Annotated in this window: 25 protein-coding genes; 12 read left to right on the forward strand and 13 right to left on the reverse strand. The window is 67.3% G+C overall.

What is annotated here, in order from left to right:
- Positions 1 to 153: 153 nt before the first annotated feature.
- The 6 genes from HWW87_RS31410 (at position 154) to HWW87_RS31435 (ending at position 6,913) form a co-directional block, all read left to right on the forward strand.
- A complete protein-coding gene (locus HWW87_RS31410; RefSeq protein ID WP_175823562.1) occupies positions 154 to 2,430 on the forward strand; it encodes a TonB-dependent hemoglobin/transferrin/lactoferrin family receptor in 2,277 nt (758 codons plus the stop codon).
- 49 nt (positions 2,431 to 2,479) lie between these two features.
- Positions 2,480 to 3,571: a ChuX/HutX family heme-like substrate-binding protein gene (locus tag HWW87_RS31415; RefSeq protein WP_175823563.1), complete on the forward strand. Its 1,092-nt coding sequence runs from the start codon at positions 2,480 to 2,482 to the stop codon at positions 3,569 to 3,571.
- A 32-nt stretch (positions 3,572 to 3,603) separates the two neighbouring features.
- Positions 3,604 to 4,473 (forward strand): ABC transporter substrate-binding protein, encoded by an 870-nt coding sequence (locus tag HWW87_RS31420; protein WP_244107377.1) that lies wholly within the window; start codon positions 3,604 to 3,606, stop codon positions 4,471 to 4,473.
- Between the two features lie 15 nt (positions 4,474 to 4,488).
- Positions 4,489 to 5,577 (forward strand): iron ABC transporter permease, encoded by a 1,089-nt coding sequence (locus HWW87_RS31425; RefSeq protein ID WP_175823565.1) that lies wholly within the window; start codon positions 4,489 to 4,491, stop codon positions 5,575 to 5,577.
- Between the two features lie 19 nt (positions 5,578 to 5,596).
- Positions 5,597 to 6,418, forward strand: a complete 822-nt coding sequence (locus HWW87_RS31430) for a heme ABC transporter ATP-binding protein (protein WP_175823566.1) — start codon at positions 5,597 to 5,599, stop codon at positions 6,416 to 6,418.
- Positions 6,419 to 6,523: 105 nt separating this feature from the next.
- Complete coding sequence (locus HWW87_RS31435) at positions 6,524 to 6,913, forward strand: VOC family protein (RefSeq protein WP_175823567.1); 390 nt, start codon at positions 6,524 to 6,526, stop codon at positions 6,911 to 6,913.
- A gap of 31 nt (positions 6,914 to 6,944) precedes the next feature.
- On the opposite strand, the gene HWW87_RS31440 is transcribed toward HWW87_RS31435, so the two are convergent.
- Both HWW87_RS31440 and HWW87_RS31445 read right to left on the reverse strand, forming a co-directional pair.
- A complete protein-coding gene (locus HWW87_RS31440; protein ID WP_175823568.1) occupies positions 6,945 to 7,556 on the reverse strand; it encodes a trimeric intracellular cation channel family protein in 612 nt (203 codons plus the stop codon).
- An 8-nt stretch (positions 7,557 to 7,564) separates the two neighbouring features.
- Positions 7,565 to 9,703 (reverse strand): PBP1A family penicillin-binding protein, encoded by a 2,139-nt coding sequence (locus HWW87_RS31445; RefSeq protein WP_175823569.1) that lies wholly within the window; start codon positions 9,701 to 9,703, stop codon positions 7,565 to 7,567.
- Positions 9,704 to 9,945: 242 nt separating this feature from the next.
- Between HWW87_RS31445 and HWW87_RS31450 the strand changes: the two genes are divergently transcribed.
- The 5 genes from HWW87_RS31450 to HWW87_RS31470 all read left to right on the forward strand — a co-directional run bounded on the left by HWW87_RS31450 (position 9,946) and on the right by HWW87_RS31470 (position 14,952).
- Positions 9,946 to 10,740 carry an aminoglycoside phosphotransferase family protein gene (locus tag HWW87_RS31450; RefSeq protein ID WP_175823570.1) on the forward strand — a complete coding sequence of 265 codons (795 nt, stop codon included), beginning with the start codon at positions 9,946 to 9,948 and terminating at the stop codon, positions 10,738 to 10,740.
- A 222-nt stretch (positions 10,741 to 10,962) separates the two neighbouring features.
- Positions 10,963 to 12,297 (forward strand): MFS transporter, encoded by a 1,335-nt coding sequence (locus HWW87_RS31455; protein ID WP_244107375.1) that lies wholly within the window; start codon positions 10,963 to 10,965, stop codon positions 12,295 to 12,297.
- A gap of 219 nt (positions 12,298 to 12,516) precedes the next feature.
- Positions 12,517 to 13,344: a class I SAM-dependent methyltransferase gene (locus HWW87_RS31460; RefSeq protein ID WP_175823571.1), complete on the forward strand. Its 828-nt coding sequence runs from the start codon at positions 12,517 to 12,519 to the stop codon at positions 13,342 to 13,344.
- A gap of 279 nt (positions 13,345 to 13,623) precedes the next feature.
- Positions 13,624 to 14,109 carry a GNAT family N-acetyltransferase gene (locus tag HWW87_RS31465; RefSeq protein WP_175823572.1) on the forward strand — a complete coding sequence of 162 codons (486 nt, stop codon included), beginning with the start codon at positions 13,624 to 13,626 and terminating at the stop codon, positions 14,107 to 14,109.
- A 267-nt stretch (positions 14,110 to 14,376) separates the two neighbouring features.
- Complete coding sequence (locus tag HWW87_RS31470; RefSeq protein ID WP_175823630.1) at positions 14,377 to 14,952, forward strand: GNAT family protein; 576 nt, start codon at positions 14,377 to 14,379, stop codon at positions 14,950 to 14,952.
- Between the two features lie 163 nt (positions 14,953 to 15,115).
- Here HWW87_RS31470 and HWW87_RS31475 read toward each other — a convergent pair whose 3' ends face one another.
- From HWW87_RS31475 to HWW87_RS31495, 5 genes are all read right to left on the reverse strand, one after another.
- Entirely contained in the window at positions 15,116 to 15,952 is an 837-nt protein-coding gene (locus tag HWW87_RS31475; protein ID WP_175823573.1) for a bifunctional allantoicase/(S)-ureidoglycine aminohydrolase, read from the reverse strand.
- An 847-nt stretch (positions 15,953 to 16,799) separates the two neighbouring features.
- Positions 16,800 to 17,237 carry a hypothetical protein gene (locus HWW87_RS31480; RefSeq protein ID WP_027781621.1) on the reverse strand — a complete coding sequence of 146 codons (438 nt, stop codon included), beginning with the start codon at positions 17,235 to 17,237 and terminating at the stop codon, positions 16,800 to 16,802.
- Between the two features lie 378 nt (positions 17,238 to 17,615).
- Entirely contained in the window at positions 17,616 to 18,275 is a 660-nt protein-coding gene (locus tag HWW87_RS31485) for an isoprenylcysteine carboxylmethyltransferase family protein (RefSeq protein WP_175823574.1), read from the reverse strand.
- A gap of 155 nt (positions 18,276 to 18,430) precedes the next feature.
- The gene (locus HWW87_RS31490; RefSeq protein ID WP_162838116.1) at positions 18,431 to 18,595 is read right to left on the reverse strand and encodes a hypothetical protein; all 165 of its coding nucleotides are present in this window, start codon (positions 18,593 to 18,595) and stop codon (positions 18,431 to 18,433) included.
- Positions 18,596 to 18,849: 254 nt separating this feature from the next.
- Entirely contained in the window at positions 18,850 to 19,269 is a 420-nt protein-coding gene (locus tag HWW87_RS31495) for an HIT domain-containing protein (RefSeq protein ID WP_089492911.1), read from the reverse strand.
- Positions 19,270 to 19,504: 235 nt separating this feature from the next.
- Between HWW87_RS31495 and HWW87_RS31500 the strand changes: the two genes are divergently transcribed.
- Positions 19,505 to 20,926, forward strand: a complete 1,422-nt coding sequence (locus tag HWW87_RS31500; protein WP_175823575.1) for a serine hydrolase — start codon at positions 19,505 to 19,507, stop codon at positions 20,924 to 20,926.
- A gap of 78 nt (positions 20,927 to 21,004) precedes the next feature.
- Here HWW87_RS31500 and HWW87_RS31505 read toward each other — a convergent pair whose 3' ends face one another.
- The 6 genes from HWW87_RS31505 to HWW87_RS31530 form a co-directional block, all read right to left on the reverse strand.
- Positions 21,005 to 21,628, reverse strand: coding sequence for a glutathione S-transferase (locus HWW87_RS31505; RefSeq protein ID WP_175823576.1), 624 nt, complete (start codon positions 21,626 to 21,628; stop codon positions 21,005 to 21,007).
- A gap of 72 nt (positions 21,629 to 21,700) precedes the next feature.
- The gene (locus tag HWW87_RS31510) at positions 21,701 to 23,200 is read right to left on the reverse strand and encodes a TIGR01777 family oxidoreductase (protein ID WP_175823577.1); all 1,500 of its coding nucleotides are present in this window, start codon (positions 23,198 to 23,200) and stop codon (positions 21,701 to 21,703) included.
- Complete coding sequence (locus tag HWW87_RS31515) at positions 23,197 to 24,066, reverse strand: DUF393 domain-containing protein (protein ID WP_175823578.1); 870 nt, start codon at positions 24,064 to 24,066, stop codon at positions 23,197 to 23,199. Before HWW87_RS31515 ends, HWW87_RS31510 begins: the two co-directional genes overlap by 4 nt.
- A gap of 93 nt (positions 24,067 to 24,159) precedes the next feature.
- Positions 24,160 to 24,630 carry a DUF2269 domain-containing protein gene (locus tag HWW87_RS31520; protein WP_174385657.1) on the reverse strand — a complete coding sequence of 157 codons (471 nt, stop codon included), beginning with the start codon at positions 24,628 to 24,630 and terminating at the stop codon, positions 24,160 to 24,162.
- Complete coding sequence (locus HWW87_RS31525) at positions 24,627 to 25,946, reverse strand: SDR family oxidoreductase (protein ID WP_175823579.1); 1,320 nt, start codon at positions 25,944 to 25,946, stop codon at positions 24,627 to 24,629. Before HWW87_RS31525 ends, HWW87_RS31520 begins: the two co-directional genes overlap by 4 nt.
- Positions 25,947 to 26,034: 88 nt before the next feature.
- On the reverse strand, positions 26,035 to 26,568 hold the full coding sequence (locus HWW87_RS31530; protein WP_006480371.1) for a MarR family transcriptional regulator: 534 nt from the start codon (positions 26,566 to 26,568) through the stop codon (positions 26,035 to 26,037).
- Positions 26,569 to 26,590 lie beyond the last annotated feature (22 nt).

Below are 26,590 nucleotides of genomic sequence, written 5' to 3' on the forward strand. Positions count from 1 at the left end.
CCTTGTATTGATAATGATTCTCATTTACACTGGTAAAGTTGTCAGTTGCCTTTCACATCGCCGTTTGCCGCATGTCGCGCGCAAACGGGCCAGCCAGGTGAACGCGTCACCCAGCCAGCCTTCGGGCTTGTTATCGTCAATGGGAGACCACCTGTGCATTGCTATACGCTGGCGCGGCGGCCGATCTGTGCCGCGCTGTTCGGCGCGTTCGGCCTGTCCGCCGCCACGGCTCACGCCGATTCGTCGCCGCAAGGCGCCACCCCGCCTGCCGCCGTCCTGACCGCCGCCGCGTCCGCGCGCGGCAATGCGGCGCTGCTCGACCCCGTCACCGTCACGGCCACCCGCACCGCCACCGCGGCGAGCCGCACGGCGGCGTCCGTGTCGGTGATCACCGACGAGGATCTCGAAGAACGGCAGGCCACCAACATCAAGGACGCGCTGCGCTACGAGCCGGGCGTCACGGTGCGCCGCACTGCGTACCGGCCCGGCAACGCCGCGCTCGGGGGCGGCCGCGACGGCGATTCGAGCATCAACATCCGCGGCCTCGAAGGCAATCGCGTGCTGCTGATGGAAGACGGCATCCGCCTGCCGAACGCGTTCTCGTTCGGGCCGCTCGAAGCGGGCCGCGGCGACTACGCCGATCTCGACACGCTCAAGCGCATCGAGATCCTGCGCGGGCCGGCGTCGGCGCTCTACGGCAGCGACGGCCTGACGGGCGCGGTGAACTTCATCACGAAGGACCCGCGCGACCTGCTGTCGGTGTACCACAAGCCTTACTACTTCTCGTTCCGGCCGAGCTACGACTCGACCGATCGCAGCATCGGCGCGACCGTGTCGGCCGCCGGCGGCAACGATCGCATCCAGGGGATGATCATCGCCGACGGCCGGCGCGGCCACGAGGTCGACACGCGCGGCGGCAACAACTCGGCGAGCACGCTGCGCACGACGTCGAACCCGCAGGACGTGTACTCGGAATCGCTGCTCGGCAAGCTCGTGCTGACGCCCACCACGCGCGACACGATCAAGTTCACCGCCGAAACGGTGCAGCGGCGCGTGAGCACCGACGTGCTGTCGGCGATCAGTGCGCCGGCGACGCTCGGCCTCACGACCCACGACCGGCTCGAGCGCAACCGCTTCAGCGTCGATTACGACTTTCGCGACGACGCATTCCGCTGGTTCCAGACCGCGCACGTGCAGTTCTACTACCAGGACGCGAAGCAGGACCAGTACGCGTTCGAGACGCGCGGCAGGCAGCCTTCGCGTTCGCGCGACAACCAGTACAAGGAACGCACGTTCGGCGGCGCCGCGTTCGCCGAAAGCGGCTTCTCGACCGGCCCGCTCGCGCACAAGCTGCTCTATGGCGTCGACGGCAGCCTGTCGCGCGTGACGAATAGGCGCGACGGCACGGTGCCGGGCGTCGGCGAAGCGTTCCCGAACAAGGCGTTCCCCGACACCGACTACACGCTGTTCGGCGCGTTCGTGCAGGACCAGATCGGCTTCGGCCGCCTGCTCGTCACGCCGGGCCTGCGCTTCGACACGTACCGGCTGAGCCCGACCGAAAACGATCCGCTGTTCACCGGCAAGGCCGTGTCGACCAGCGCGAACGAACTGTCGCCGCGCGTCGCCGTGCTCTACGAGATCACGCCCGCCGTCATTCCGTACGTGCAGTACGCGCACGGCTTTCGCGCGCCGACGCCCGACCAGGTGAACAGCAGCTTCTCGAACCCGGTGTACGGCTACACGTCGATCGGCAATCCGAACCTGAAGCCCGAAACCAGCGACACGTTCGAAGCCGGCCTGCGCGGCAAGGCCGGCACCGGCTACGGCGTCGTGCGCTACAGCGCGGCCGCGTTCACCGGCCGCTACCGCAACTTCATCTCGCGCACGACGATCGCCGGCAGCGGCCGCCCGGTCGACCCGTTCGTGTTCCAGTACGTGAACTTCGCCGACGCGCGCATCCACGGCCTCGAAGGCCGCGCCGAATGGGTGATGCCGAACGGCATCACGCTGAAGACGGCGATGGCGTTCACCAAGGGTTCGACGCAGAACGACGGCGCGGCGAGCCAGCCGCTCGACACGATCACCCCGTTCTCGGCCGTGTTCGGCGTGCGCTACGAGCCGAGCGAGCGCTGGTTCGTGCAGAGCGACCTGCTGTTCCAGGCCGCGAAACGCGACAAGGACATCCCCGCGAGCGCGTGCCCGGGGACTAGAACGTCGTGCTTCGCGCCGCCGTCGTCATTCGTCGTCGACCTGCGCGGCGGCTATCGCTTCAACAAGCACGTGAGCGCCACCATCGGCATCCGCAACCTGTTCGACCGCAAGTACTGGAACTGGTCGGACGTGCGCGGCCTCGCGGCCGATTCGCAGGTGCTCGACGCGTATTCGTCGCCCGGCCGCACGGTCGCCGTCAGCATGAAAGTGGATTTCTGATGCGCGTTGCCCGCGCTGCCACCCCAACCGTTACTTGAAGGAGTCCGACATGATGCAATCCGCCCTTCCCGGTCAATCGGCCACGCCGGCCCGCGCGGCCGCCGCCTTGCGCGACGCGTTCGTCAAGCTCAAGACCGAGCGCCAGTTGCGCAACCGCGACGTCGCGCAGGCGCTCGGCGTCAGCGAAGCCGAGGCGCTCGCCGCGTTCGTCGGCGAGCACGTCGTGCGGCTCGACGCGCGCTTTCCGGCGATGTTCGAGGAAATACCGCGCCTCGGTCGCGTGATGGCGCTGACGCGCAACGACACGGCCGTCCACGAAAAGGACGGCGAATACGCGCAGATGAGCCACGACGGCCCTGTCGGCCTCGCGCTCGGCGACATCGACCTGCGCATCTTCTATCGTCACTGGGTGTCGGCGTTCGCGGTGCGCGACGAGACCGCGCACGGCCCGCTGAAGAGCCTGCAGTTCTTCGATGCGCAAGGCCATGCGATCCACAAGGTCTACCTGCGCGCGCACAGCGATCACGCCGCATACGACGCGTTCGTCGAACGCTGGCGCGCGCCGTCGCAGGAGCCGGGCCTCGAGGTCGCGCCCGCCGCGCCGAAAATGCCCGAGCGCGCGGACACCGAAATCGACGTCGCGGGCTTTCGCGCCGCGTGGGACGCGATGACCGACACGCACCAGTTCTTCGGCATCACGCAGCGCTTCGGCGTGAGCCGCATGCAGGCGCTGCGCCTCGCCGATCCGCACTACGCGTATCCGGTCGAAACCGCGCATGCGTTGCGCCACGTGCTCGAACACGCAGCGAAAAGCGGCCAGCCGATCATGGTGTTCGTCGGCAACGCGGGGATGATCCAGATCCATACGGGCCCCGTCGCGAACGTGCGTGAAGTCGGCGCGTGGATCAACGTCCTCGATCCGGGCTTCAACCTGCATGTACGCGAAGACCTGATCGCCGCCGCATGGGTCGTGAAGAAGCCGACGAGCGACGGCATCGTCACGTCGCTCGAGCTGTTCGACCGGCAGGGCGACCACGTCGCGCTGCTGTTCGGCGAGCGCAAGCCCGGCAAGGTCGAGCGCGACGACTGGCGCGCGCTCGTCGCGACGCTGCCGGCGACCGCACGCGGGGGTGCGCGGTGAGCGCGCGGCCGTTCGATCCGCGCCGCCGTACGCTGCTGGCCGGCGCGCTGGCGGGCGCGCTGCCCGGCGGCGTGCTCGCCCAGGCCGCGCCGGCCGCCCCGAAGCGCGTGATCGTGATCGGCGGCGCGCTCGCGGAGACCGCCTTCGCGCTCGGCGGCGCCGAGACGCCGCGTTACCGGCTCGTCGGCGCCGACACGACCTGCACGTATCCCGACGCCGCGAAGCGCCTGCCGAAGGTCGGCTACCAGCGCGCGCTGTCGGCCGAAGGGCTGCTGTCGCTGCGGCCCGATCTCGTGCTGACCTCGGCGGAAGCCGGCCCGCCGACGGCGCTCGCGCAGGTGAAAGGCGCCGGCGTCACGGTGACGACGTTCGACGAGCGCCACGACGTCGAATCGGTGCGCGCGAAGATCACCGGCGTCGCGCAGGCGCTCGACGTGCGCGACGCCGGCACCGCGCTGCTGCAGCGTTTCGATCGCGACTGGCAGGCCGCGCGCGCCGCGGTCGCCGCGCGCGTGCCCGGCGGCGCGCAGCCGCCGCGCGTGCTGTTCGTGCTGAACCATACCGGCACCCAGGCGCTCGTCGCCGGCCAGCGCACGGCCGCCGACGCGATGATCCGCTATGCAGGCGCGCGCAACGCGATGCAGGGCTTCGATCACTACAAGCCGCTGACGACCGAGGCGCTCGCGGCGGCCGCGCCCGACGTCGTGCTGATCTCCGACGAAGGGCTGGCGGCCGTCGGCGGTCACGCCGCGCTGCTCGCGACACCCGGCTTCAGCATGACGCCGGCCGGCCGCGCACGGCGCGTCGTATCGCTCGACGCGCTGTTCCTGCTCGGCTTCGGCCCGCGCCTGCCGCTCGCCGTCACGACCCTGCATCGACGCCTGTCGGATGCGCTCGCCTGATTCCGGACCGACCCGATGCCCGCTCACGCTTCGCCCTTCAACGCGCCGTCGCCCACCTCGCGCGCCGGCGCCGCGCGCCTCGGCACGTCGCGCCGCTTCGCGCCATTCGTCCTGGCCGCGCTCGCCGTTCTGGTGGGCGCGATGTCCGTCGTCGCGCTGTGCGTCGGCGCGTACCGCATTCCGCTGGCGGAAGCCTGGGCCGCGTTGAGCGGCGACGCGGCCGCGCAACAGGCGCGCGCGGTGCTGTTCGACATCCGCGCGCCGCGCGTCGTGCTCGCGCTGCTGGTCGGCGGCGGCTTCGGCGCGACCGGCGCCGCGATGCAGGCGCTGTTCCGCAATCCGCTCGCCGATCCGGGGCTCGTCGGCGTGTCGAGCGGCGCCGCGCTCGGCGCGACCACGCTGATCGTGCTCGGTCCCGCGCTCTTTGCCGCGCACGCGAGCGCGGCCGCGCTGCCGGTGGCCGCGTTCGCGGGCGGCCTCGCGGTCGCGGCGCTCGTCTACCGCCTGGCCGCGTCGCGCGGACGGCTCGCGCTGCCGCTGCTGCTGCTCGCCGGCATCGCGATCAATGCGCTGGCCGGCGCGGCGATCGGGCTGCTCACGTTCGTCGCCGACGACGCGCAGCTGCGTTCGCTGACCTTCTGGAGCCTCGGCAGCCTCGGCGGCGCGCAATGGTCGACGCTGGCGGCCGTCGCGCCGTGCGTCGCGATCGGCTGCGTGCTGCTCGTGCGCGAACGCGATGCGCTGAACGCGCTGCAGCTCGGCGAAACCGAAGCGCTGCATCTCGGCGTGCCCGTGCAGCAACTGAAGCGGCGCGTGCTCGTCGCGGTCGCGCTCACGGTCGGCGCGCTCGTGTCGTGCGCGGGCATCATCGGCTTTATCGGGCTCGTCGCGCCGCATTGCGTGCGCCTCGCGTGCGGCCCCGACCAGCGCATCGTGCTGCCCGGCGCCGCGTTGCTCGGCGCGTTGCTGACGCTCGCGGCCGATCTTGCCGCGCGCACCGTCGCCGCGCCCGCCGACATTCCGCTCGGCGTGCTGACCGCGCTGCTCGGCGCGCCGTTCTTCCTCGCGCTGCTGTGGAAGAACCGCGGCGCGCTCGGCGGGTAATCCCTTCTTCACGACGACCATGCTGACTGCCCACCACCTCGACGTCGCTCGCCGGCACGACACGATCCTGCGCGACCTGTCGCTGTCGATCGAACCCGGCCGCGTGACCGCACTGCTCGGCCGCAACGGCGCGGGCAAGAGCACGCTGCTGAAGACCTTCGCCGGCGAGCTGACCGGCAGCGTCGCGCCGAACGGCGTGCGCGTGACGGGCGACGTCACGCTGAACGGCGAACCGCTCGCGCGCATCGACGCGCCGCGGCTCGCGTGCCTGCGCGCGGTGCTGCCGCAGGCCGCGCAGCCGGCGTTCCCGTTCAGCGTCGATGAAATCGTGCTGCTCGGCCGCTATCCGCATGCGCGGCGCAGTGGTGCCACGTCGCACCGCGATCGCGACATCGCGTGGCGCGCGCTCGAACGTGCGGGCGCCGATGCGCTCGTCGGCCGCGACGTCACGACGCTGTCGGGCGGCGAACTCGCGCGCGTGCAGTTCGCCCGCGTCCTCGCGCAGCTGTGGCCGGACCACGACGCAACGGAAGCCGGCCCGCGTTATCTGCTGCTCGACGAGCCAACCGCCGCGCTCGACCTCGCGCACCAGCACCGGCTGCTCGATACCGTGCGCGCCGTCGCACGCGAATGGCAGCTCGGCGTGCTCGCGATCGTCCACGATCCGAATCTCGCCGCGCGGCATGCGGATGCGATCGCGATGCTCGCAGACGGCACGATCGTCGCGCACGGCGCACCGCGCGACGTGATGACGCCCGCCCATATCGCGCAGTGCTATGGCTTCGCGGTGAGGATGGTGGAAACCGGCGACGGGACACCGCCGGTGATGGTGCCCGCGTAGCGTGGGCGTGTATCGCAAGATCGTTGCGTCGCTCGATGTCGCGTGCTGCCGTCGTCGGCGGCCTTCGCTCGAGATCGTTCGTCTCTCCCCTTCGAGGAAAACTCCGTGCCACTTCCGATGACCCGCATCATCCTGTACGTCCGCGACGTCGCGTTGCTGAAGGCGTTCTATCAACGGCATTTCGCACTGCCCGTCATCGAGGAAATCGACGGCGAATGGACCGTGCTCGACGCAGGCGCGATCGAACTCGCGCTGCATCGGGCCGGCCCGGCGTTCCGTCATGCAGCCGCATCCGCAAGCACGAACGCGCACGCAGCCACCAGCAACGTGAAGCTCGTATTCAGAATCGACGCCGATATCGACGCGCATCGCGACCGGCTCGCCCGGGATGGCGTGACCGTGCGCGATCTCAAGCGCTACGACGGCTTCCCGTACCGGATGGTCGACGGCATCGATCCGGAAGGGAACGTCTTTCAGGTCATGCAGCCGGACTGAGTGCCGGCGCGGCAGGCATCGGCGCGAGCGCTCAACGCTCGACGTCCGCCGCGCCGAAGCTGCGCATCTTCCAGCCGAGCCGCACGGCGAGCATCCGCATCGAGAAGCCGGCCGCGAGCGCGACGAGCGTCGCGAACCCCGCATCGATGCCGAGATGCTGCATCCCGACATACAGCGAACCCGTGACGAACGCGACGCTCGCATACAGTTCCTCGCGCAGGATCAGCGGCATCTCGTTGCAGAGTAAATCGCGCAGCATCCCGCCGCACACGCCCGTGATCGCGCCGGCCAGCACGACGATGATCGGTGCCGTGCCGGTCGACGCGCCGACGTCGCAGCCGATGATCGTGAACGCCGCGAGGCCGATCGCATCGACGGTGACGAACAGCGTCTTCATCCGCGAGACGTGCCGTGCCGCCCACGACGCGACGGTCGCCGCGACGAGCGTGATCACCAGGTATTCGGGATGCGCGATCCAGCCGAGCGGATAGTGGCCGAGCAGCACGTCGCGCACGGTGCCGCCGCCGAGCGCCGTCACCGCGCCGACGAGCGCGAGCCCGAAGCGGTCCATCCCGCGGCGCATGCCCATCAGCGCCCCCGACATCGCTTCAGCGACGATCGCAATCAGATAAAGCGTATGCATCGCGCGCGTCAGTCGTCGGTCCGGAACAGGTCGAGCACGCGTTCGCGCTCGGCCGCATCGACGGCGGCAGGCATCGGTTCGTCGCGCTTGCCGTTGCCGGCCGGTGCGTTCGGTGCATCCGGCGCATCGACGGCCGCCGCGCCGCCGCATGCAAAGCGGCTGCGGATATACGCCGGCACGTCGGCCGTGCATGTGCCGCGCGTGTATTCGGCGTACACGAAATCGCCGTCGACGAGCGCGACGTCCTGCGGCGGCGTCGCATCGAGCGGCGTACGCCCGTCGACGGCCGTCTTCATGTAGTCGAGCCAGACGGGCAACGCCAGCGTCGCGCCGGTCGCGCGCCCCATCGGGCGCGGCGTGTCGTAGCCGAGCCACGCGACCGCGACGATGCCCGACGAATAGCCGGCGAACCATACGTCCTTCGACCCGTTCGACGTGCCCGTCTTGCCTGCCGCATCGTCACGCCGCAGCGCGAGCGCGCCGCGCGCGGTGCCGGCCCGCACGACGTCGCGCAGCATGCTGTCCATCACGAACGCATTGCGCGCCGACACGACCCGCTCGCCCGCTGGCACGGTCGCCTCGTACATCGCGCCGCCGTGACGCTGCTTCACCGACAGGATCAGGCGCGGCTCCATCCGCGTCCCGCCGTTCGCGAACACGCTGTAGGCGCTCGCGAGTTCGAGCGGCGTTACGGCGCCCGCGCCGAGCGCAAGTGGCAGCGACGCCGGATTGCGCTGCGCGTCGAAGCCGAAGTGCACCGCGTGCTGCTGCACGTAGCGCGCGTCGGTGGCCTGCATCAGGCTGACCGCGACCAGGTTCTTCGAGCGCACGAGCCCGCGCCGCACCGGGATGAAGCCTTCGTAGCGATTGCCGAAATTACGCGGACGCCACGGCCGTGCGCCGGTTTCCGCGTGCGTGAGCGTGCGCTGCGTATCGTCGACGAGCACGCCGGGGAAGTAGCCCTTCTCCAGCGCCGCCGAATAGACGAACGGCTTGAAGCTCGACCCCGGCTGGCGATACGCCTGCAGCGCATGATCGAACACGTTGCGGTTGAAATCCGCGCCGCCGACCAGCGCGAGCATGTCGCCGGTGGCCGCATCGAGCGACACGAGCGCGCCTTCGAGCCCGGTGCGCGCCTCGCGCTTCGCGCGCGGCTGGCGGCTCAGCGTGCGCTCGAGCGCGGCTTCGGCCGCGCGCTGGTCGCGCATCGAGATGGTGGTCGTCACGTCGAGGCCGAGCGTGTACGCGTCGTCATGAAACCGCTCGACCATCATCCGGCGCGCCCGCTCGGCGACGTACGGCGCCGCGATGATGCCGGGCGGCGGCGTGGTCGCCAGCGCGATCGGCGCGTCGACGGCCGCGCGATACGTCACCTCGTCGAGCTGGCCGAGCGCATGCATCCGGCCGAGCACGTAGTTGCGCCGCGCGGTCGCGCGCGCCGGGTTGACGACCGGGTTGAACGCGGACGGCGCCTTCGGCAGCCCGGCGAGCACCGCCGCCTCGCCCGCGCTCAGCGCGTCGAGCGGCTTGCCGAAGTACACGTGCGCGGCGGCCGCAAAGCCGTACGCGCGCTCGCCCAGATAGATCTCGTTCATGTACAGCTCGAGCAGCTTGTCCTTGCTGTATTCGCGTTCGAGCTTGGCCGCCATCAGGATCTCGGCGAGCTTGCGGCTCAGCACCTTGTCGCGCGTCAGGTAGAAGTTGCGCGCGACCTGCATCGTGATCGTGCTGCCGCCCTGCCCCGGCTGCCCCGTCACCACGTTCGCGAACGTCGCGCGCGCGAGGCCGCCGACATCGACCGGGCCGTGCTCGTAGAACTTCGCGTCCTCGGCCGCGAGCAGCGCATGCCGCATCAGCGGCGGGATGCGTTCGAGCGGCACGAACTCGCGCCGCTCGATACCATATTCGGCCAGTAGGTCGCCGTCGCGCGAGAAGATCCGCAGCGGTAGCGCGGGACGATAGACGGCCAGGTGTTCGACGGACGGCAATTGCGTCCAGATGCGATCGATCGTCCATGCGCCGATGCCCGCGCACGCGAGCGTCAGGCCGAGCAGCGCGCCCGCGAGCGTACGCCCTACGCGGCGGCGGCGCGGCGGTGCGGATGGCGGCGCGGGCGGTGGCGGCGGGTTGGCGGTGGGGTCGGTCATGTCGGGCTCCTTCTTCAGTGCCGCGACGGCCGGCGCGCGACACGCGCCGATCGGTCACGAAAGGCGCGCATTGTCGAAGGGATGGCGCGAAACCGGAACATTCTTTAGCCAAAGTTTGGCTGGCTAAATTTTATTTAGGGAAGCGCTTCGGAGCCCGCTCGCGCCGCGTATGCCGGTCCGCGGCATGTCGTCGCGGCCAAGCGCGCCGGGCACGCGAGCCGGTTCGCTTGTACCATCGTCGGATGTTCGATCGATACCTCGACCTGTGGGGCCTCGTCCCAGACGGCGGCCCGATCCTGACCGCGAGCGGCGGCCTGTTGCCGGTCGTCTGGCACGCGCGGCCGGCGATGCTGAAAGTCGCCACTTGCGACGAAGAGCGGCGCGGCAATGCGCTGATGGCCTGGTGGAATGGGCAAGGCGCCGCGCAGGTGTGGCAGCACGACGGCGACGCGATCCTGCTCGAACGCGCGCAGCCAGCGCCGTCGCTGGCCGCGTTGTCGGCTGCGGGCCACGACGACGATGCGATGCGCATCGCCTGCGACGTCGTCGCGCGACTGCACGCGCATCGTGCACCGCAGTTACCTCCGGTCGTGCCGCTGCACGACTGGTTCTACGCGCTGCTGTCGAACGACGCCGACAACGACGCACTGCGCCGCTCGGCAACGATCGCCCGCCAGTTGCTGGCCGAGCCCTCCGGCGACGAAGTCGTGCTGGACGGCGACATTCACCACGACAACATCCTTCATTTCGGCGATCGCGGCTGGCGCGCGATCGACCCGAAAGGGCTGCGCGGCGAGCGCACGTTCGATTACGCGAACCTGTTCTGCAATCCCGCGCATGACAGCGCGGTCGATCCCGTGCGTTTCGAGCGGCGTGTCGCGGTCGTGGCAGATGCCGCGCAGCTCGACCGGCGGCGGTTGCTGCAATGGATACTCGCGTGGGCTGGGCTGTCGGCCGTGTGGTTGATGGAAGACGAGTTGCCGGCCGATACGCGGCTGGAGGTTGCGATGCTTGCGGCGGGGGCACTCGGGCTGTAGCGATACGTATCGCCGATGGAACAGATTCACCACGAGTTGCCGGGGAGTGCGGGGAGGATGGGCACCTTTCGGCTGCGGATTCAACCCGTCGATGCAACGAATTGATGAAATCGCTACCCGAAGCGTCGCCAACGGTGACTGTGTACGGCGTCCACTAGTGACACGTCGGCCCCTGGAGACGGGCATCTAAACGGCGAGAAAAATGTTGAGGTAGCATCATCGATGCTCAACAGGGGGAAGACGGTGATTCGGGAAATCAAGGCTCGCGTAAACTCGATCGACGTCCCTCTTGCCAGTCTGCTTCTCAGCGACCTGATGAGGATCCTGGCAGAAATGGTTGGCTATATCACGCTCCCTTGGTGGATCGTTCACCGGGGCGGCGCTCATGACTTGGCGATCTACAGCGTCAGCATCGCCATCACCACGATTTTTGCGATGCCACTGCTTGCGCCACTCGGGGATCGCTACGCAAAGAGACAGCAGATGGCATGGGGTATATGCGCCTTGATGATCGTCGCCTTCACCCTCGCGACGCTCGCCTCGCTGTCCGACTACCGACTCATGCTCATCATCTGCATAGGCGTGGTCACCGTTATAGCGAAAGCTTTCGTTGATCCGGCCAGTTCCACCATTTCGGCTGAACTTGTTCCGGCGAATCGTCTGGGCGAAGCGCTTCGTCTTCGTAAATCGACGCAGGCAGTTGGCCGTGCCTTAGGGCCAGCATTGGCTGGTGCGACACTGACCTTGGGCGGCATAGCTGCAACATTCTGGATGAACGGCATACTGCTCGGCGTCGCTGCTTACGTGACTTTGCATCTTCCACCCCAATCTCAGCATCGCGAACACCATCGTGGTCTAGCCCGTTGGTGGGAAGACCTGCGCGCAGGACTGCATGCTAAATGGTTCGTCCCGTTGGAGCGCGGCTGGACACTCGTAAACTTCCTCGTCTGGATATTCCAGGGCCCCGCAGTCGGCATGCTGATCCCACTCAAAGTTCAATCACTCGGGCTGTCGGGTCTGTGGCTAGGTGTTTGCGAAGCGGCCTTATCCATAGGTTTACTACTCGGAAGCTTTCGTGGTTCTGATGCACTGGTCAGTCGTTTCGGCCGATTCAACGTCCGGGTGGGGGCCGCGATGTGCGAAGGGCTGGCACTTGCTGCTTCGGGCTGGGCCCACTCACCCGCCGTTCTCGTATTGACGCTTACATGTGTGGGGTTCGCCAATGCATCGATGGGGCTCGTTGGTGCGACTCACCGCTCATTGGCTATCCCGCAGAATTTCCGCGTGCGCATTCTCGCTGCGAGCATGATGACCACGCAGATTGCGGGCATTCTTGGCCCGATGGTCGCCGGCGCGGCGCTCACGCATTGGGCAGTCGGCAAGGTCTATACGTGCTTCGGTCTCGCCACCTGTCTGCTCGCTTTTGGTTTTGTCTTGATACCACGATCGCGCGAATTCTTTGCGCTCAGCCACGAGCAGGTGAAAGATTGGTTTCGTAACGAATATCCCCATGCATTCGCATCACCCACGGTGCCCGAATCGAGACAGACCACGTAGATCACGGCACGGCAACGGTCAGGAAATACCACGCCGCTCAGGGTCGCGTGTTGTCGATCGCCGTGGCTGGATTTCGCGATGTATGCCATTCGCATGAGACAGCAGCCGGCCAGGAATAGGCGGTCGACATCGTGGTCTAGTTCGTTGACAATCCCCGTGGAATTGAACGATCCAGAGCCAAGCGTACTGCCAAGAATTGAACAACCGGGTCACACACGAATGACATCCCAGGCAGAAATCTATTTGAAAGATTTTCACCGGCGTCGCGCAGGAGCAACGAGCCGGGCCTATGGCAACCGTCCTGCGCGTTCTACGGAAGCGGAATACCCGTCTTCCTATCATGCACTGGCTCGACGTGTGCCGAATGACGAGATGTCGCGCACTGTGGTCGATCTGGCATGTGGTGATGGGCCGCTGCTGCAAATTCTGAGCGACAGGGGCCACGCAGGTACGAAGTTGATCGGTATCGACATGAGCGACGGCGAGCTGAGTGCGGCCCGGGCGGTATTGCCAAAGGATGTGCGGTTGATCAATGAGCGCGCACAAGAGCTGTCGCTCTATACCGGATCGGTGGACTATGTGCTGTCCCACATGGCCCTGATGCTAATGGACGACATAGAGCGGGTAATTCGTGAAATCCATCGGATATTGCGTAAAGGCGGTAGCTTTTCCGCCGTCGTCGGGCGTGCCTTTCTGACCGGGAAAGTCGGCGAAGTGTTTTTACAAATATTCAGACCGATTGCGAAGGCGAATCTGGCTCACTTACCACTCGGTGATGCTCGCACACGCAGCGAAGCTGGGTGGAGCGAACTGCTCCAGCGTGATTTTGTTGATGTCGTCTTTGAAGACCTCGAAATTGATTGGAACCCTACGCCCGAGCAGTTATGGTTGGATATGCTGGACACTTACGATACTGACAGGATGTCGGAAGCAGCGCGCGCGCAGTTCAAGAGCGAACTATTGTCGGCGTTTGCCCCTATGCAGCGCGAAGACAGTACGTTGAAGACGGGATGGGGGCTGCGTCTTATTCAGGCCACTGCCGCGTAGCGCGCCAGCGTGCTTCGAAACACTCGCATGTATTCGAAAATCTCATGCTCACAGTGCCAAACTGAAGGCGTTGAATGTCCGCTTTGGGGTGGCTCGGCTGTCCCATATGGGTCGTGTTACGCCTGTTGCATCGCGCGGCCGCCCGGCGATGTTCGTCGCGCTCATGCGTCGGGCGCGAGGCGGCCAGAAGCGGTCAGTCAGCGAGGTAGCATGAATTCGCGAAAGTTTTGATCCGAAGTATTCTTGCAGTGCGCTTCTCCATCATCCTTACCTCCCCCTATGTCTCCTTCTGTTGATGAACTTCTTGCACTTGATGTACTGACGTTACGTGAGCACACTGAGCGAGCTGGCGACACCTTCGACGTAGACGAGCACCGGGCGAAATTGTGCAAATCCCTGGAGATTAATGAGGTGTGCTACGTACGACGGGACGGCAAACTCGTGGCTTATGCAATGCTTCGGCCGGAAGCAGGAGCGTACTGGTTCGTAGGTGCGTTTGGTACTCATCCCTTGCATCGGACGTACACCGTAGTAAATGAACTGTTCGCGAAGATTGCAACACTGGCGAGCGAACGACGGATCGGTGAGCTACGAAGCCATGTCTACAAGACCAACCGGTTGTCTATCGCGTTCCATCGCAAGCTTGGGTTTGTGGTGACGCGTGAGAACGAAAAGGGCTTCGAATTCTCCACCACACTGGATGAACTCACCACGAAACCGGCGGTGCGGCGTGCTACCGCCAGGGTGACATCCCGTTCGGACTAGCGCTCAGAGCCGGGCGTATTCACAGTCGCAACTACAAGCGAGTGCCCCGAGTATCCGAACAACTTCCGCTAAGCTTCGGGCATCAGGATGCGGACGTTGCCACCTTCATGAGGGGGCCGCTTTCGGACCATGTGACTGTCTCGTGTGGGTCGGCGGCAGCCCACCGCGTCGGGTTGAATCCGCACCCAACACCGGACATTGGATCGGCGGGACTGAATCGGCGACAATTTATTGAAACCAAGTGAAACATCGACACAGGGGGCGCTGGTGTCCATCAATCGGGGCGAAACGGAAGGCACGTTCCCAACGCTGACAACTTCCCGGCTGTCATTGCGGGAGCTTTTGCCCAGCGACGCACCGTCGCTGTTCGCGGTGCATGGCGACGCTGAGGGTATGCGCTGGTTCGGTACCGATCCGATGACCGATATAGGCGAGGCTGACAAGTTGATTCAGGTATTTGCCGACTGGCGGCGCAGTGGCTCTGGCGTCCGTTGGGCCGTCGAGAGACTTTCGGACGGCCATTTACTTGGTACGTGCGGCCTCTTCCGATGGAATCGAAATTGGCGAAGCTGCGCCGTTGGCTATGAGCTAGCTACGTTTGCGCGTGGCAAGGGATACATGAACGAAGCGCTTTCTGCCGCGATCGATTACGGTTTCGACACGATGCAGATAAACCGTATCGAAGCCCAGGTTCACCCTCAGAACGCATCCTCTATACAGGTGCTGGAGACGCTGGGCTTTGTCCGCGAAGGGTATCAGCGTCAAGCCGGGTACTGGCGTGGCGCCTATCATGATCTCCTGCAGTTTTCGTTGTTACGTTCTGATTGCCTACGTCGTGGCTAACGAGCTGGTCAAAGCCCTCAGCTTCGCCACATGAGGACCGCTTCCGAGCGAACCGGCTGACCGCTCCGGGTCGGCACCGGACATCCAAGGAACCCCACGAAGAGCCCGAAAAAAAACCGCCGGCAAACACCGGCGGGCTTTCATGTCCGACTTGCGCGGCGCTTCAGCGCGCCGGGTTCAGCGTCAGGTTCATGTGACGGTTCACATCCTTGTACAGCAGATAACGGAAGCGCCCAGGCCCGCCCGAATAGCACGCCTGCGGGCAGAACGCGCGCAGCCACATGAAGTCGCCGGCTTCCACCTCGACCCAGTCCTGGTTCAGGCGATAAACGGCCTTGCCTTCCAGCACGTACAGGCCGTGCTCCATCACGTGCGTTTCGGCGAACGGAATCACGCCGCCCGGCTCGAACGTCACGATGTTCACGTGCATGTCGTGACGCATGTCGCTCATGTCGACGAAGCGCGTCGTCACCCATGCGCCGTTGGTGCCCGGCATCGGGATCGGCTCGACGTCCTGCTCGTTCGTCACGAACGCTTCCGGCAGCGGAATGCCGTCGACCGCCTGATAGTGCTTGCGCACCCAGTGGAAACGCACCGCGGCATCGCTGACGTTGTGCAGCGTCCAGTCCGCGCCCGGCGGAATGAACGCGTAGCCGCCCGGCTTCAGCGTGTGCTGCTTGCCTTGCAGCGTCAGCTCGGCTTCGCCTTCGACGACGAACAGCACGGCTTCGGCGTTCTTGTCCTGCTCGGGCTTGTCGCTGCCGCCGCCCGGATTCACTTCGACGATGTACTGCGAGAAGGTTTCCGCGAAACCCGACAGCGGGCGGGCGATCACCCACAGGCGCGTGTTCGTCCAGAACGGCAGCCAGCTCGTGACGATGTCGCGCATCACACCCTTCGGGATCACCGCGTACGCCTCGGTGAACATCGCGCGATCGGTCAGCAGATCCGTCTGCGGCGGGTGGCCGCCATGCGGCGCGTAATACGTTGTCTTAGACATAGTGCATCCAGGCAATGGGTTGGTCCGGCCCCGGACGCAAACGGCATCGGGCGGTTCGCATGCGCGTGGGGCACGCATGCGGCGGCGGGACATCGTTGCCGGGGTGGCTTGAAAGCGCATGCGCCTTCGGTCGGTCGGCCAGGCTTCGCGTCGGGTCAGTCCGGTTCAGCGGACGCGGCGGCCCGGGTTGTCGGGCCGGGGCCGGGCCGCGGCGCTCGCGATCATGCGGCGAGGCGCGGACGGCGGCACGGTTCGACTCCGTACGCGAGCATCGCCGACGATAGCGAAGTCGATCCCGATCGACCAATTAAATGTTGCGATGACATCCATTCGATTTCCCACTACTCGCCGGCGCCCGCGATGCGCGGTGGGGAGGCGTTGCGGGGGGCGCCGACTATCAGGGAAATCCTGACGGTTGCGATGTTCTCGCGATGCGTCCGCGCACGGCAACGCGGCGTGCAAGTGCCGATCTCGATACATCGCGTTACGCGGATCGAAGGCGATCGATACGTGCGCGACAGCGGATCGCTGCGGCAGGGTCGCGGGATACGGTCAGGTCAGATTGGAACGAGCCGACATGTCCAAGGAAAAGCAGATGTGATGCGGCCAATCCTGTCCGGGCGCATTCGGACGCGGCAGGCGATGTCGTCGAGAAACGGAGAAAACAGCGGGGGGGATAGCCGGCCCGTCGATCGGGCACATGGCAGCGGCTGATGCAGCCGGAGGAGGATCGCCGGTCTGGCCGGCGAAGCGGCCCGGCAGGGCGCCGGGCTGAAGCTCGCGTCGGGATGCCGACGCCGTCGGCGCGCCGGTGCGCGGGTCGCGCACCGTGCCGCGCCAGCAGCGATCAGTCCCAGTCGCGGTGGTGACGATGCTTGCGGTGACGGTAGCCGCGGTCGCCGTGATCGCGATCGTACGAGCTGCGCGACATGTTGCCGCCGAGTGCCGCGCCGGCGCCGCCGCCGACCGCCGCGCCCAGCAGGCCGCCCGTGCGGCCGCCCATCGCGTTGCCTGCCGCGGTACCTGCGCCGCCGCCGAGGGCGCCGCCGATGATCGCGCCGGTGCGCTCGCGACGGTTCGACGTCACCGCGCCGCCGGCGCCGCCGCCGATCGCGCCGCCGATGACGGAGCCGGTGCTGCCACCGACCGCGCCGCCGACCGCTGCGCCGGCAACCCCGCCGAGCGCGCCGCCGAGCGCGTTGTTCAAGTCACCGGCCACGGCCGGCAGTGCAGTCGCGCCGGTCAGCACGGCGACGACGAGAGCGGGGGCGATTTTCTTCCACATTCCCGTATTCTTCCTTGTTCGCAATTCTGGTTATCGAGGTCCGCTCGTTACGACGATCTGAATCGATCGACATCGGGCCAGGCATTGTGCCGAACCGCGGACCAATTCATTTCAATGAGCTTGCGGCGAAGAATAGCACCGGTCCCGCATTCCTGCCGTGGACATTCTCGTAACAAGTTGTTTACGAATCACGCCCGTCGAACGGGTCCGCCGAATCCGGCTGAAACCCTTGCCGGTATTGGTTCTTGCAAGGGTCCGGCCCCGCCTTCAGTCAGACGCGTTCATGCACGCGCTCGCACGTTTGAGACACACGTGGCAACACATCTGCACACGGCGTAAGCGGGCGTCCGAACGACGGTCAGGGGAAAGATGACGGGGTCAGTACACGCCGGGCAGCAACCGCCACGTCCGCGCGCAATACGCGTCGTATTCGGCGCCGAATTGCGAACGCAGCAATGCCTCCTCCGAGCGGATGCGCGCGACGAGCGGCACCAGCGTCAACACGACCAGCAGCACGCCGACGCCCGAGCGGAACACCAGCGCCCAGCCGAGCGAATTGACGACCAGGCCGAGATAACTCGGATTGCGGATGTGGCTGTAGATGCCGCCGGTCACGAGCGTATGGCCCGGCTGGATCGCGACGAGCCCGCTGAAGCGCTTGCCGAGCACGAACACGGGCCAGATGCGCAGCACACCACCCACGAGGTACAGCACGACGCCGATCCAGCGCACCGTCTCGCCGCCGAAGGTCCAGACGTCGAGCCGGTCGGTCAGCGCGGGCAGGTACGCGAGCAGGAAGCCGCTCACCGCGAACGCCGCGAGCACCCAGCGGTTGTCGCGGCTCTCGCGCTCGCCGCTGCTCAGGTTGCCTTCGGTGAACAGCGCGGCGATGGCCATCGCGAGTGTCGCGATCGCGACGACGGTCAGCTGCGGATGCGAGAAGAACGCAGCGAACCCGCCGCTGCCGAGCACGGCGAGCCCGAGATAGACGAGCGTGGATACGCCCGACAGGACGACGACCTTGCGGGTGGCTGTCATGACGGCCTCACAGGAATGCGCTTTCCTGTGAAGTATAGGAACAGCGCACACCGGGCGCCGTGCAGCACCGTCATGCGGCGCGCGAACTCGCGTGCATCGTCCAGCCAACGCAGCCGACCGGGCCGGTATGGCCGGGGCCGGCGCGCTACGACGGGTCAGCGGATGTGGAAGTGGCCGCCGATGCCGACGGTGACGGGCGGCGCGTAATACGCAGGCGCATAGCCGTAGTAGGCCGGCGCGGGCGCGTAGCCGTACGGCGGCGCGACGTAGCAGCCGGACAGGCCGCCGATCAGGGCAAGCGTGATGAGAAGTCTGGACATGGCTCGGTTCCCGGCGCGAAAGACGAATGGCACCGCGCGAAGGCCGTGCCGCCGCGACAGGCGGCGGCCGGCACGAAGGGGCGATCCGCCCTTCCTGTCGCTCGGTGAAACAATGCGCGGAGTCTAGCGCCGGGCCTGGCCGGCCGAGTTTCCCGGGCGGTTACACGTGTTACCTCGCGTGACCGCTGAAACAGGCTTAGGCGGGGCAGCAGCCAGCCGGTGGGCGGGCCGCTGCACCCAGTGCGGTCGGGCTGTTACACGAAGCGGGCACGAATGCGCTGCGCGAGCGCTTCGAGCGTCGCCGCGTCGGCGATGTCGCGCGCATGCATCCGCAACTCCGCGCCTTCCCAGCGCGGAATCACGTGGAAGTGCACGTGCGGGACCGTCTGGCCGGCTGCCGCGCCGTTGAACTGGCCGATGAACACGCCGTCCGGCTCGAGCGCCGCGCGCACCGCCGCCGCGACGCGCTGCGTCATGCGGATGCCGGCCGCGGCCGCATCGCCGGACAGCTCGAAGATCTGCGCGGCCGGCTCCTTCGGAATCACGAGCACGTGACCGTCGGCCTGCGGCATCAGGTCCATGATCGCGAGCGTCGCGTCGTCTTCGGCGACCTTCACGCACGGCAGTTCGCCGCGCAGGATTTTGGCGAACGGGTTGTTGTTGTCGTAGGACATGGCGTTTTCCGATCTCGGTTGGACAGTGGGACTGGGAGAGCAATGCCGGACGATTATCGGCCGACGGCCGGCCCGACATCAACTCGCGCGACGCGTGCCGAACCGTCGAGCGCGCGGCAGCGCGCATGCATGCGGCCGTCATCACGCGTCACGCGGCCGCGATTGCACCGCATCGCCTGAACCTGCGACACTGCCGGATCGTTGCCGGCCGGCACGCCACCGAGGACGCTCGCGCATGACGATCCCCCTCAAGAAGCTGATTCTGCGCGGTGTCGCGCTCGCGCTCGTTGCCGCGATCGGCTACACAGGCTACATGCTGTCCCGGCTCGCGCCGATCGCGACCGGCTATGCGGCCAAGGCGCTGTGTTCCGGCGTGTTCGTGTCGGGCCGCCCGGCCGCGTCCGTGATCGACGTCGACATCATGGCCGGCGTCCATCCGCTGCTGAAACTGGTGCGCCCGTCGATCGACCCCGACCATCATCGCGCGGTGGCGACCTTCGCCGGCTTCGCCGAACGCGAAGCCGACTTCCGGCCGGGACTCGGCTGCACGCTCGCACTGGGGTCGCCGACCGGTGCAGCGGCGGCCACCTTGCCCGCCGCGTTGCCGCCCCTCCCCGATCCGCCGCCCGCGCCACCCGCCCCATCCACACCGGCCACGCCGCCCGCCGGCATCGACGCACACAAGCTGCAGACCGCGCTCGACCGCGCGTTCGACGAACCCGATCCGACGCGGCCGCGGCGTACGCGCGCGGTGGTCGTGATGTGGCGCGGCCAGGTGATCGCCGAACGCTATGCGCCCGGCTTCACGGCCGACACGCCGCTGCCCGGCTGGTCGATGACGAAAACCGTCACGGCCGCACTGGTCGGCACGCTGGTCGCGCAGCACAAGCTGTCGCCGGACGCGTCGGCGCTGCTGCCCGAATGGCGCGGCAGCGGCGATCCGCGCGCGGCCATCACGCTCGACGAACTGCTGCGGATGACGAGCGGCCTGCAGTTCAACGAGGACTACGACGACCCGCTGTCCGACGTCGCGGTGATGCTGTTCACGCAGCCCGATACCGCGCGGTTCGCGTCGGCGAAGCCGCTTGCCGCGACGCCCGGCGCGCAGTGGTCGTACTCGAGCGGCACGAGCGCGATCGTCGCGCGCGTGATGCGCGAAGCGCTGGGCGGCAGCGACGACGACTACCTCGCGTTTCCGCGCCGCGCGCTGTTCGCGCCGCTCGGGATGCGCAGCGCGGTGTTCGAGCCCGATGCGTCCGGCACGCTCGTCAGCGCGTCGTACATGTATGCGAGCGCACGCGACTGGGCGCGCTTCGGGCAGCTTCTGCTGCAGGACGGCATGTGGAACGGGCAGCGGCTGCTGCCGGAAGGCTGGGTGCGTTACCTGACGCGCGCGACGCCGCAGTCGTCGCGGCAAGAGTTCGGCGCGCAGCTGTGGGTCAAGGTGCCGGAGCCGTTCAACGATCGCGATCCGCACGCGCGGGCGATGCCGGCCGACGCGTTTCATGCGGTCGGCCATGAAGGCCAGTTCGTGAGCGTGGTGCCGAGCCGTCAATTGGTGGTCGTGCGGCTCGGGCTGTCGCGGCCGGAAGCCGCGTGGAATCACGAAGCGTTTCTCGCGCGCGTGCTCGCCGCGGTGCCGGCGCCCGGTGCGTGACGACGGGCGGTTGCCCGCCGGACGCGATACGGCGGCAGTTGTGGCGACGCCGCCGCTTCACGCACTACCCGCGCTGCATTACGGATTCGCGCTGCCCGCGTACTGCTTGAAACCCTCACGCGTCGCGAGACGTTCGATATAGCGCGACACCGCCGGCAGGTCCGGCCGCTCGAACGGCGTGCCGAACCAGCGGTTCACCGACAGGCCGATCGGAATGTCCGCGAGCGTGAACGTGTTGCCGGCCACGTACGCGCCGGTCTTTTCGAGTTGCGCATTCAGCACGTGCATGTGCTTCGTCCAGCCCGCGATCGACTGCGCGATGCCGTCCGGATCCTGGTGGTCGGGCGACTTGCGCACGAGGCCGAGGAATGCGCCGACCCACGCGCGGTTCAGGTCCGAGCCCTGCCAGTCGATCCACTGGTCGACCCGCGCACGCGCCTGCGGCTCGGCCGGATACAGCGCATCGCCGCCGTAGCGGTTCGCGAGGTAGCGGATGATCGTGTTCGATTCCCAGAGCACGAAATCGTCATCCTTGATGACGGGTACGAGCGCGTTCGGATTCAGCGCGAGATAGGCCGGATCGTGGGTCGTGCGAAAGCCCGCGCCCCAGTCTTCCTGTTCGAACGGCAGGTTCAGTTCGGTGCACAGCCACAGCACCTTGCGGACGTTGATGGACGGAATCTTGCCGAGGATGTGCAGCATGCAGTCTCCTTGTGGGGTCGGGGGCAGAGCGTTCGGGGCGCACGTCACGCGCCGAACGCGTTCACGCCGAATTTATACACGACCTCGCGGGAAACGGCAGGCCGCGGGCGCGAAATCGGTGTGCGGCCGATTCGTCAGGTCGCGCAGCGCGTGCTCGGCCGTCGGGAAGCGGAACATGAATCCGTCCTGATGCAGCCGTGCCGGCATCACGCGCTGCCCGTCCAGCAGCAGCTCGGCCATCTCGCCCATCGCGGCGCGCAGCGGCGCGGCCGGTACGTGCAGAAACGCGGGGCGGCGCAGCACCTTCGTCACGACCTGCACGAACGCGCGCTGGGTCAGCGGCACCGGTGCGACCGCGTTGTAGACGCCGCGCATGCCCGCATTCGACATCGCGCGCGCGACGATCCGCAGCACGTCGTCGCGGTGAATCCAGCTCATCACCTGTGCGCCGTCGCCGAATCGCCCGCCCAGTCCGAAGTAGTGCGGCAGCAGCATCGGGCGCAACGCCCCGCCGGGACCGAACACGAGGCCCAGCCGCAGCACCACCGCGCGCACGCCGTGCTGCTCGAGCGGCTGCGCGGCCGCTTCCCACTGTCGGCACAGATCCGACATGAAGCCCGTGCCCGCGCGGCTGCCTTCGTCGAGCCGCTCATCGGCCGGCCGCACGCCGTAGTAGCCGATCGCGGACGCCTGGATCCACGTGCGCGGCTTGACCTCGGCAGTCTCGACCCAGCGCATCAGCGCCTGCGTGACGCCGACGCGGCTGGCGAGCAGCAGCGCCTGCCGGCGCGTGCTCCAGCGTGCGCCCAGCACCGGCGCTCCGGCGAGATTGACGACCGTGTCGAAGCGCTCGTGCGGCTGCAACTGGTCGGCGGACGTCACGCTGCGCACGCGGCCTTGAAACAGGTAGGCCGCGCGCAGCGGATCGCGCACCAGCAACGTGACCGTATGTCCCGCATCGAGCAACTGGTTCACGAGCGTTTCGCCGATGAAGCCGGTGCCGCCGGTGACGAGCACGTTGCCTGGCCGCTGCCCCGCGAACGGGTTGGCGGCCGGCGCACGCTGCGCGATGCGGCACGCGGCGATCCCGTCGCGCACGCCCGACACCGTCACGCCCACGGCGAACAGGCTGAGCAGCCAGCCGCGCCAGCCGAGGTCGATTGCGTGCAGCGCGGTCGGCTCGTGCGCCCACACGGCGAGTTGCATCGCGATCATCCCGAACAGCGCGCCGCCGTTGACGGCCAGCAGCGTGTGCAGCACGCGCTCGGTCGCCGGCAGCTTGCGGCTTTGGTCCTCGACGACGAAATCCCACAACGTCAGCACCACCTCGACGAGCACGACCGTCGCGACGGCCGCGACCCATGCGCCGTGAAACGCGACGTTCGCGATCGATGCGAACACGAGACCGTACAGCACGGATCGCACCGCATGAATCGCCAGTTCGAGCCGCGCGCGCGGGCTGTGCGGCAGGTCTTGCGTGAGTTCGTGGTGGTAAAGCGTATCGAATGCGCCCATCGCGCCCTGCACGATCAGCAGGTTGAGCGCCCAGTCGAAAGCAGGCAACGTGTTCATGCGGTATCCCTCCTCCATAACCAGACCAGCGGCGGCGCCATCGCGACCAGTGCAGCGACGTCGATCGCCACGTGGCCCCACACCTGCGCCTGCCACGACAACAGCATGTCCTGCGGCGCCCAGATCAACAGGCCGGCCAGCAGCCAGCCCCACACCTCCCGTTTCCGCAACCGGTTGCCGAGATGGACGAGCGCGAGCATCCAGACCGCTGCGCACTGCACCGTCGCGGCGATCAGCGACATCCACCAGACCTGCTGGGCGCGCGCGGCTTCGGGTGCGGTTCCCGTCCAGAAATGCCACTCGATGTCGCGGTGATACGCGTCGAGCCAGGATGCGCCGGCAATCCACGGAATCACTACGCCGACGAGCAGGTGCGCGATCGCCGCTGCGTACATCCAGCGCACGACGATGCGGCGCGGAGTGTCGTGCGCCGGGCGATTCGCTGCCGCATTTTCGGCGTTCGTGCCGATGCCGCACGCACCGCCTTCACAGCAGGCTTCCGCGCGATACCCGAGCCAGTGCGATACGGCATGCCGATTGCGTGCCAGGCGGCGATACAGCGGCGCGAACACGGCACGCATCGCCGGCACGCGAAGCAGCCGGACGACCCAGCGGCGCCCGACCAGCGTATAGGCAGCCTGAATGCTGTCGATACCGGTCAGCATGCGTCCGTCGGGCAGTCGCGCATGCAGTTCGCGATTCAGCGCGGGCAAGTCGACGCCCAGCGGCGCCGGATCGAAACCCGGCTCGGCGATATCGACGAAAGCCAGCCGGTGTCGTGCGTCGCGGGCGCCGAGACGCCGGATTTCCGCGACGCATAACGGACATCGCCCGTCGAAGTAGAGAACCAATTCACTTGAGTCCATGCTTTGCACTCCTTCTTGTTATCGCAAGCATCATGAATCGATCGATTGACTGCTTTCCCGCGTACGCCGCCGCTCCCGCGCGACGGCGCGGACTTACATCGGCTTGACCACCATCAGGAAGTAGACGCTCAGCATCGCGAAGAACGCCGGATATCCGAGCAGTTCCCAGCGCTTCGCATAGCGCCAGTAGCGCTCCGGCAACGCGGCGTCGCCGTTCGCGTGCGCGAGCTTCGCCATCGATGCAAGTTCGAGCTGCAGCCACACGACCGGCAGCCAGCACGCACCGGCGACCGCGTACAGCACGATCGACGCGAGCAGCCACGGCGTATGCCACGGCCAGCCGGCCGTGTGCGCGAGCCACAACCCGGACGCCGGCTGGAAGAGCACGGCCGGCGTCGTGAACCACCAGTCCGCGCGCACCACGAGCCGCGACACGGCCGCGATCGCGGGCACCGACCGCGTGCGGTTCGCGAAGAACAGGTAGAACGCGGTGCCGAACCCCGTGCCGACCAGCAGCACCGAGGAGAGGATGTGAAGCGCCTTGATGACGAGATAGGTATTCATGCGTGTTCTTCTTCTGAAAACAGGATCAACAGGATGGCGAGAATCGGCACGTTCTTGAGCACGGGGCCGAACGGTTCGGCCAGCAGGCCCGGCATCGTGACCGCGATGACCGCCGAATACGCGACGATCAGCGCCGCTTGCGCAGCCCACAGGCGCCGCGACGGCGCAACGACGGTCGCGATGCCGAACGCGAAATCCAGCGCGCTGGCCGCGTAAAGCGCGATCAGCGCGGGCAGGCCCGTCAGGTGTGCTGGCGCAAGCAGCGCGAGGCTCGCGTGCAGCGGATGGATGAATGCGCTGGCGATCGCCGTCCAGATCCATACGATCGCGAGCGCGCCCCGCAGCAACGGGCGCCGCCACATCGCGAGCGCGTCGCGGCGCAGCGCGGCGGCGTCCGCGCCGATGAAGCTGCCGATACCGCGCGGCGGCCGGCCGAGCACGGCCGCGGTGGCCGCCGGATCGCCGGTGTTCCCGCCGCGCAGCATCGTCCACGTGTCGCGCGTCAGCATCGCCCCCGGCAACACGCCGAGCAGTGTGGCCGCCGCGCCGACCAGCGGGCCGGGCAGCGTCACGCGGGCCGCCGGCGAAAATCCGAGCGCGGCGCGGTAGCCGGCCAGCATCTCGCGGTATTCGACTTCGTCGCGGCCGACCACGTCGATCACGCGGCTGCCCGCCGCCTGCGAATCGCCCGCTGGCACGACGAGCCGCGCAACGACTTCGGCGAGATCGTCGACATGCACCGGGCGCAGCCGCTGATGGCCGCCCGCCGGCAGCACCTGCACGGGCAGGCTCGCGAGCATCCGGAAAAACCGCGCGGACGCGCCGGCCGCCCCGTAGACGAGCGCGGGGCGCACGATGCGGAAATCGATCGGCAGCGTCTGCAGGAAACGGTCGGCCGCCAGCTTGCTCGCGAAGTACCGCGTATCGCCGCGCTCGACCCCGAGCGCCGAGATCTGGATCACGCGCCGCACGCCGGCACGGCAGCACGCGGTAAAGAGCGCGCACGGCGCGGCGCGATGCACGGCGTCGAGCGTCGCGCCGCGTCGGTCGGCCAGCATGCCGACCGCGTTGATCACGACGTCGACGCCCTTCAGCCGCGCCAGCCACACGTGCGGATCGACGTCCTGCGCGAAGTCGATCGCGACGTCGTGCGGGCCGGCTGCATGACGCACGCCGCGCAGCACGCGATGCCCGCCGGCTTCGAGCTGCGCGCACAGCGCCCGCCCGATGAAGCCGTTCGCGCCGCACACGAGCACGGTCATGCCGCGTGCGCCGGTGCGCTCGGGCGGGCAGGTCGACGGCAAGGCTGCGTTCATTTTCATCCTATATTTACAGTTATTTCTGTACAGACAGAAATAACAACCCCGAAAAAAGCGGGCTGCCTGCCCGCACGTCCATCACCGCTTACTTCGACGGCTTGCGCCTGACCGTCTGGCTGATCTTCGCGCCGATGCCCAGCGCCTTCATCAGCGTATCGGGCTTGAGCCGCAACATCTCGTCCGACCAGGTAGTAAGCGTCTCGACGAACTGCAGCGTGTCGCGAATGCGCTGTTCGGTCTCGCGGCTCTCATTCGCGATCTCCGGATTCGTCAGGCAATCGCGCAGCACCGTGAGCGTCGGCTCGATCTCGCGCTGCCGCCGCCCTTCGACGATCAGCTTGAACAACTCCCAGATGTCGGTCGACGTCTCGAAGTGGTCGCGGCGATCGCCCAGCACGTGCACGACCTTCGCGAGCCGCCATGCCTGCAGCTCCTTCAGGCTCGTGCTGACGTTGGAGCGCGCGACGTTGAGCGTCTCGGCGATCTCGTCCGCAGCTACCGGCCGGCCGGCCAGGTAGAGCAGCGCGTGAATCTGCGAGACGGTGCGGTTGACGCCCCACCGCGAGCCCATTTCGCCCCAGTGGAGAATGAATCGTTCGGCAATCGGTGTGAGTTCCATGTCCGGAAATTTATTCATTTCA

Source organism: Burkholderia sp. BCC0419 (assembly GCF_902830285.1).
Taxonomy (GTDB): Bacteria; Pseudomonadota; Gammaproteobacteria; order Burkholderiales; family Burkholderiaceae; genus Burkholderia.

Coding starts and splice junctions, on each gene's coding strand:
- HWW87_RS31425 (WP_175823565.1), top strand. CDS start 4,489: ATGCCCGCTCACGCTTCGCCCTTCAACGCGCCGTCGCCCACCTCGCGC.
- HWW87_RS31485 (WP_175823574.1), bottom strand. CDS start 18,275: ATGACAGCCACCCGCAAGGTCGTCGTCCTGTCGGGCGTATCCACGCTC.
- HWW87_RS31495 (WP_089492911.1), bottom strand. CDS start 19,269: ATGTCCTACGACAACAACAACCCGTTCGCCAAAATCCTGCGCGGCGAA.
- HWW87_RS31530 (WP_006480371.1), bottom strand. CDS start 26,568: ATGGAACTCACACCGATTGCCGAACGATTCATTCTCCACTGGGGCGAA.
- HWW87_RS31500 (WP_175823575.1), top strand. CDS start 19,505: ATGACGATCCCCCTCAAGAAGCTGATTCTGCGCGGTGTCGCGCTCGCG.
- HWW87_RS31415 (WP_175823563.1), top strand. CDS start 2,480: ATGATGCAATCCGCCCTTCCCGGTCAATCGGCCACGCCGGCCCGCGCG.
- HWW87_RS31460 (WP_175823571.1), top strand. CDS start 12,517: ATGACATCCCAGGCAGAAATCTATTTGAAAGATTTTCACCGGCGTCGC.
- HWW87_RS31445 (WP_175823569.1), bottom strand. CDS start 9,703: ATGACCGACCCCACCGCCAACCCGCCGCCACCGCCCGCGCCGCCATCC.
- HWW87_RS31515 (WP_175823578.1), bottom strand. CDS start 24,066: ATGGACTCAAGTGAATTGGTTCTCTACTTCGACGGGCGATGTCCGTTA.
- HWW87_RS31480 (WP_027781621.1), bottom strand. CDS start 17,237: ATGTGGAAGAAAATCGCCCCCGCTCTCGTCGTCGCCGTGCTGACCGGC.
- HWW87_RS31525 (WP_175823579.1), bottom strand. CDS start 25,946: ATGAACGCAGCCTTGCCGTCGACCTGCCCGCCCGAGCGCACCGGCGCA.
- HWW87_RS31490 (WP_162838116.1), bottom strand. CDS start 18,595: ATGTCCAGACTTCTCATCACGCTTGCCCTGATCGGCGGCCTGTCCGGC.
- HWW87_RS31465 (WP_175823572.1), top strand. CDS start 13,624: ATGTCTCCTTCTGTTGATGAACTTCTTGCACTTGATGTACTGACGTTA.
- HWW87_RS31455 (WP_244107375.1), top strand. CDS start 10,963: ATGCTCAACAGGGGGAAGACGGTGATTCGGGAAATCAAGGCTCGCGTA.
- HWW87_RS31520 (WP_174385657.1), bottom strand. CDS start 24,630: ATGAATACCTATCTCGTCATCAAGGCGCTTCACATCCTCTCCTCGGTG.
- HWW87_RS31430 (WP_175823566.1), top strand. CDS start 5,597: ATGCTGACTGCCCACCACCTCGACGTCGCTCGCCGGCACGACACGATC.
- HWW87_RS31475 (WP_175823573.1), bottom strand. CDS start 15,952: ATGTCTAAGACAACGTATTACGCGCCGCATGGCGGCCACCCGCCGCAG.
- HWW87_RS31450 (WP_175823570.1), top strand. CDS start 9,946: ATGTTCGATCGATACCTCGACCTGTGGGGCCTCGTCCCAGACGGCGGC.
- HWW87_RS31440 (WP_175823568.1), bottom strand. CDS start 7,556: ATGCATACGCTTTATCTGATTGCGATCGTCGCTGAAGCGATGTCGGGG.
- HWW87_RS31505 (WP_175823576.1), bottom strand. CDS start 21,628: ATGCTGCACATCCTCGGCAAGATTCCGTCCATCAACGTCCGCAAGGTG.
- HWW87_RS31510 (WP_175823577.1), bottom strand. CDS start 23,200: ATGAACACGTTGCCTGCTTTCGACTGGGCGCTCAACCTGCTGATCGTG.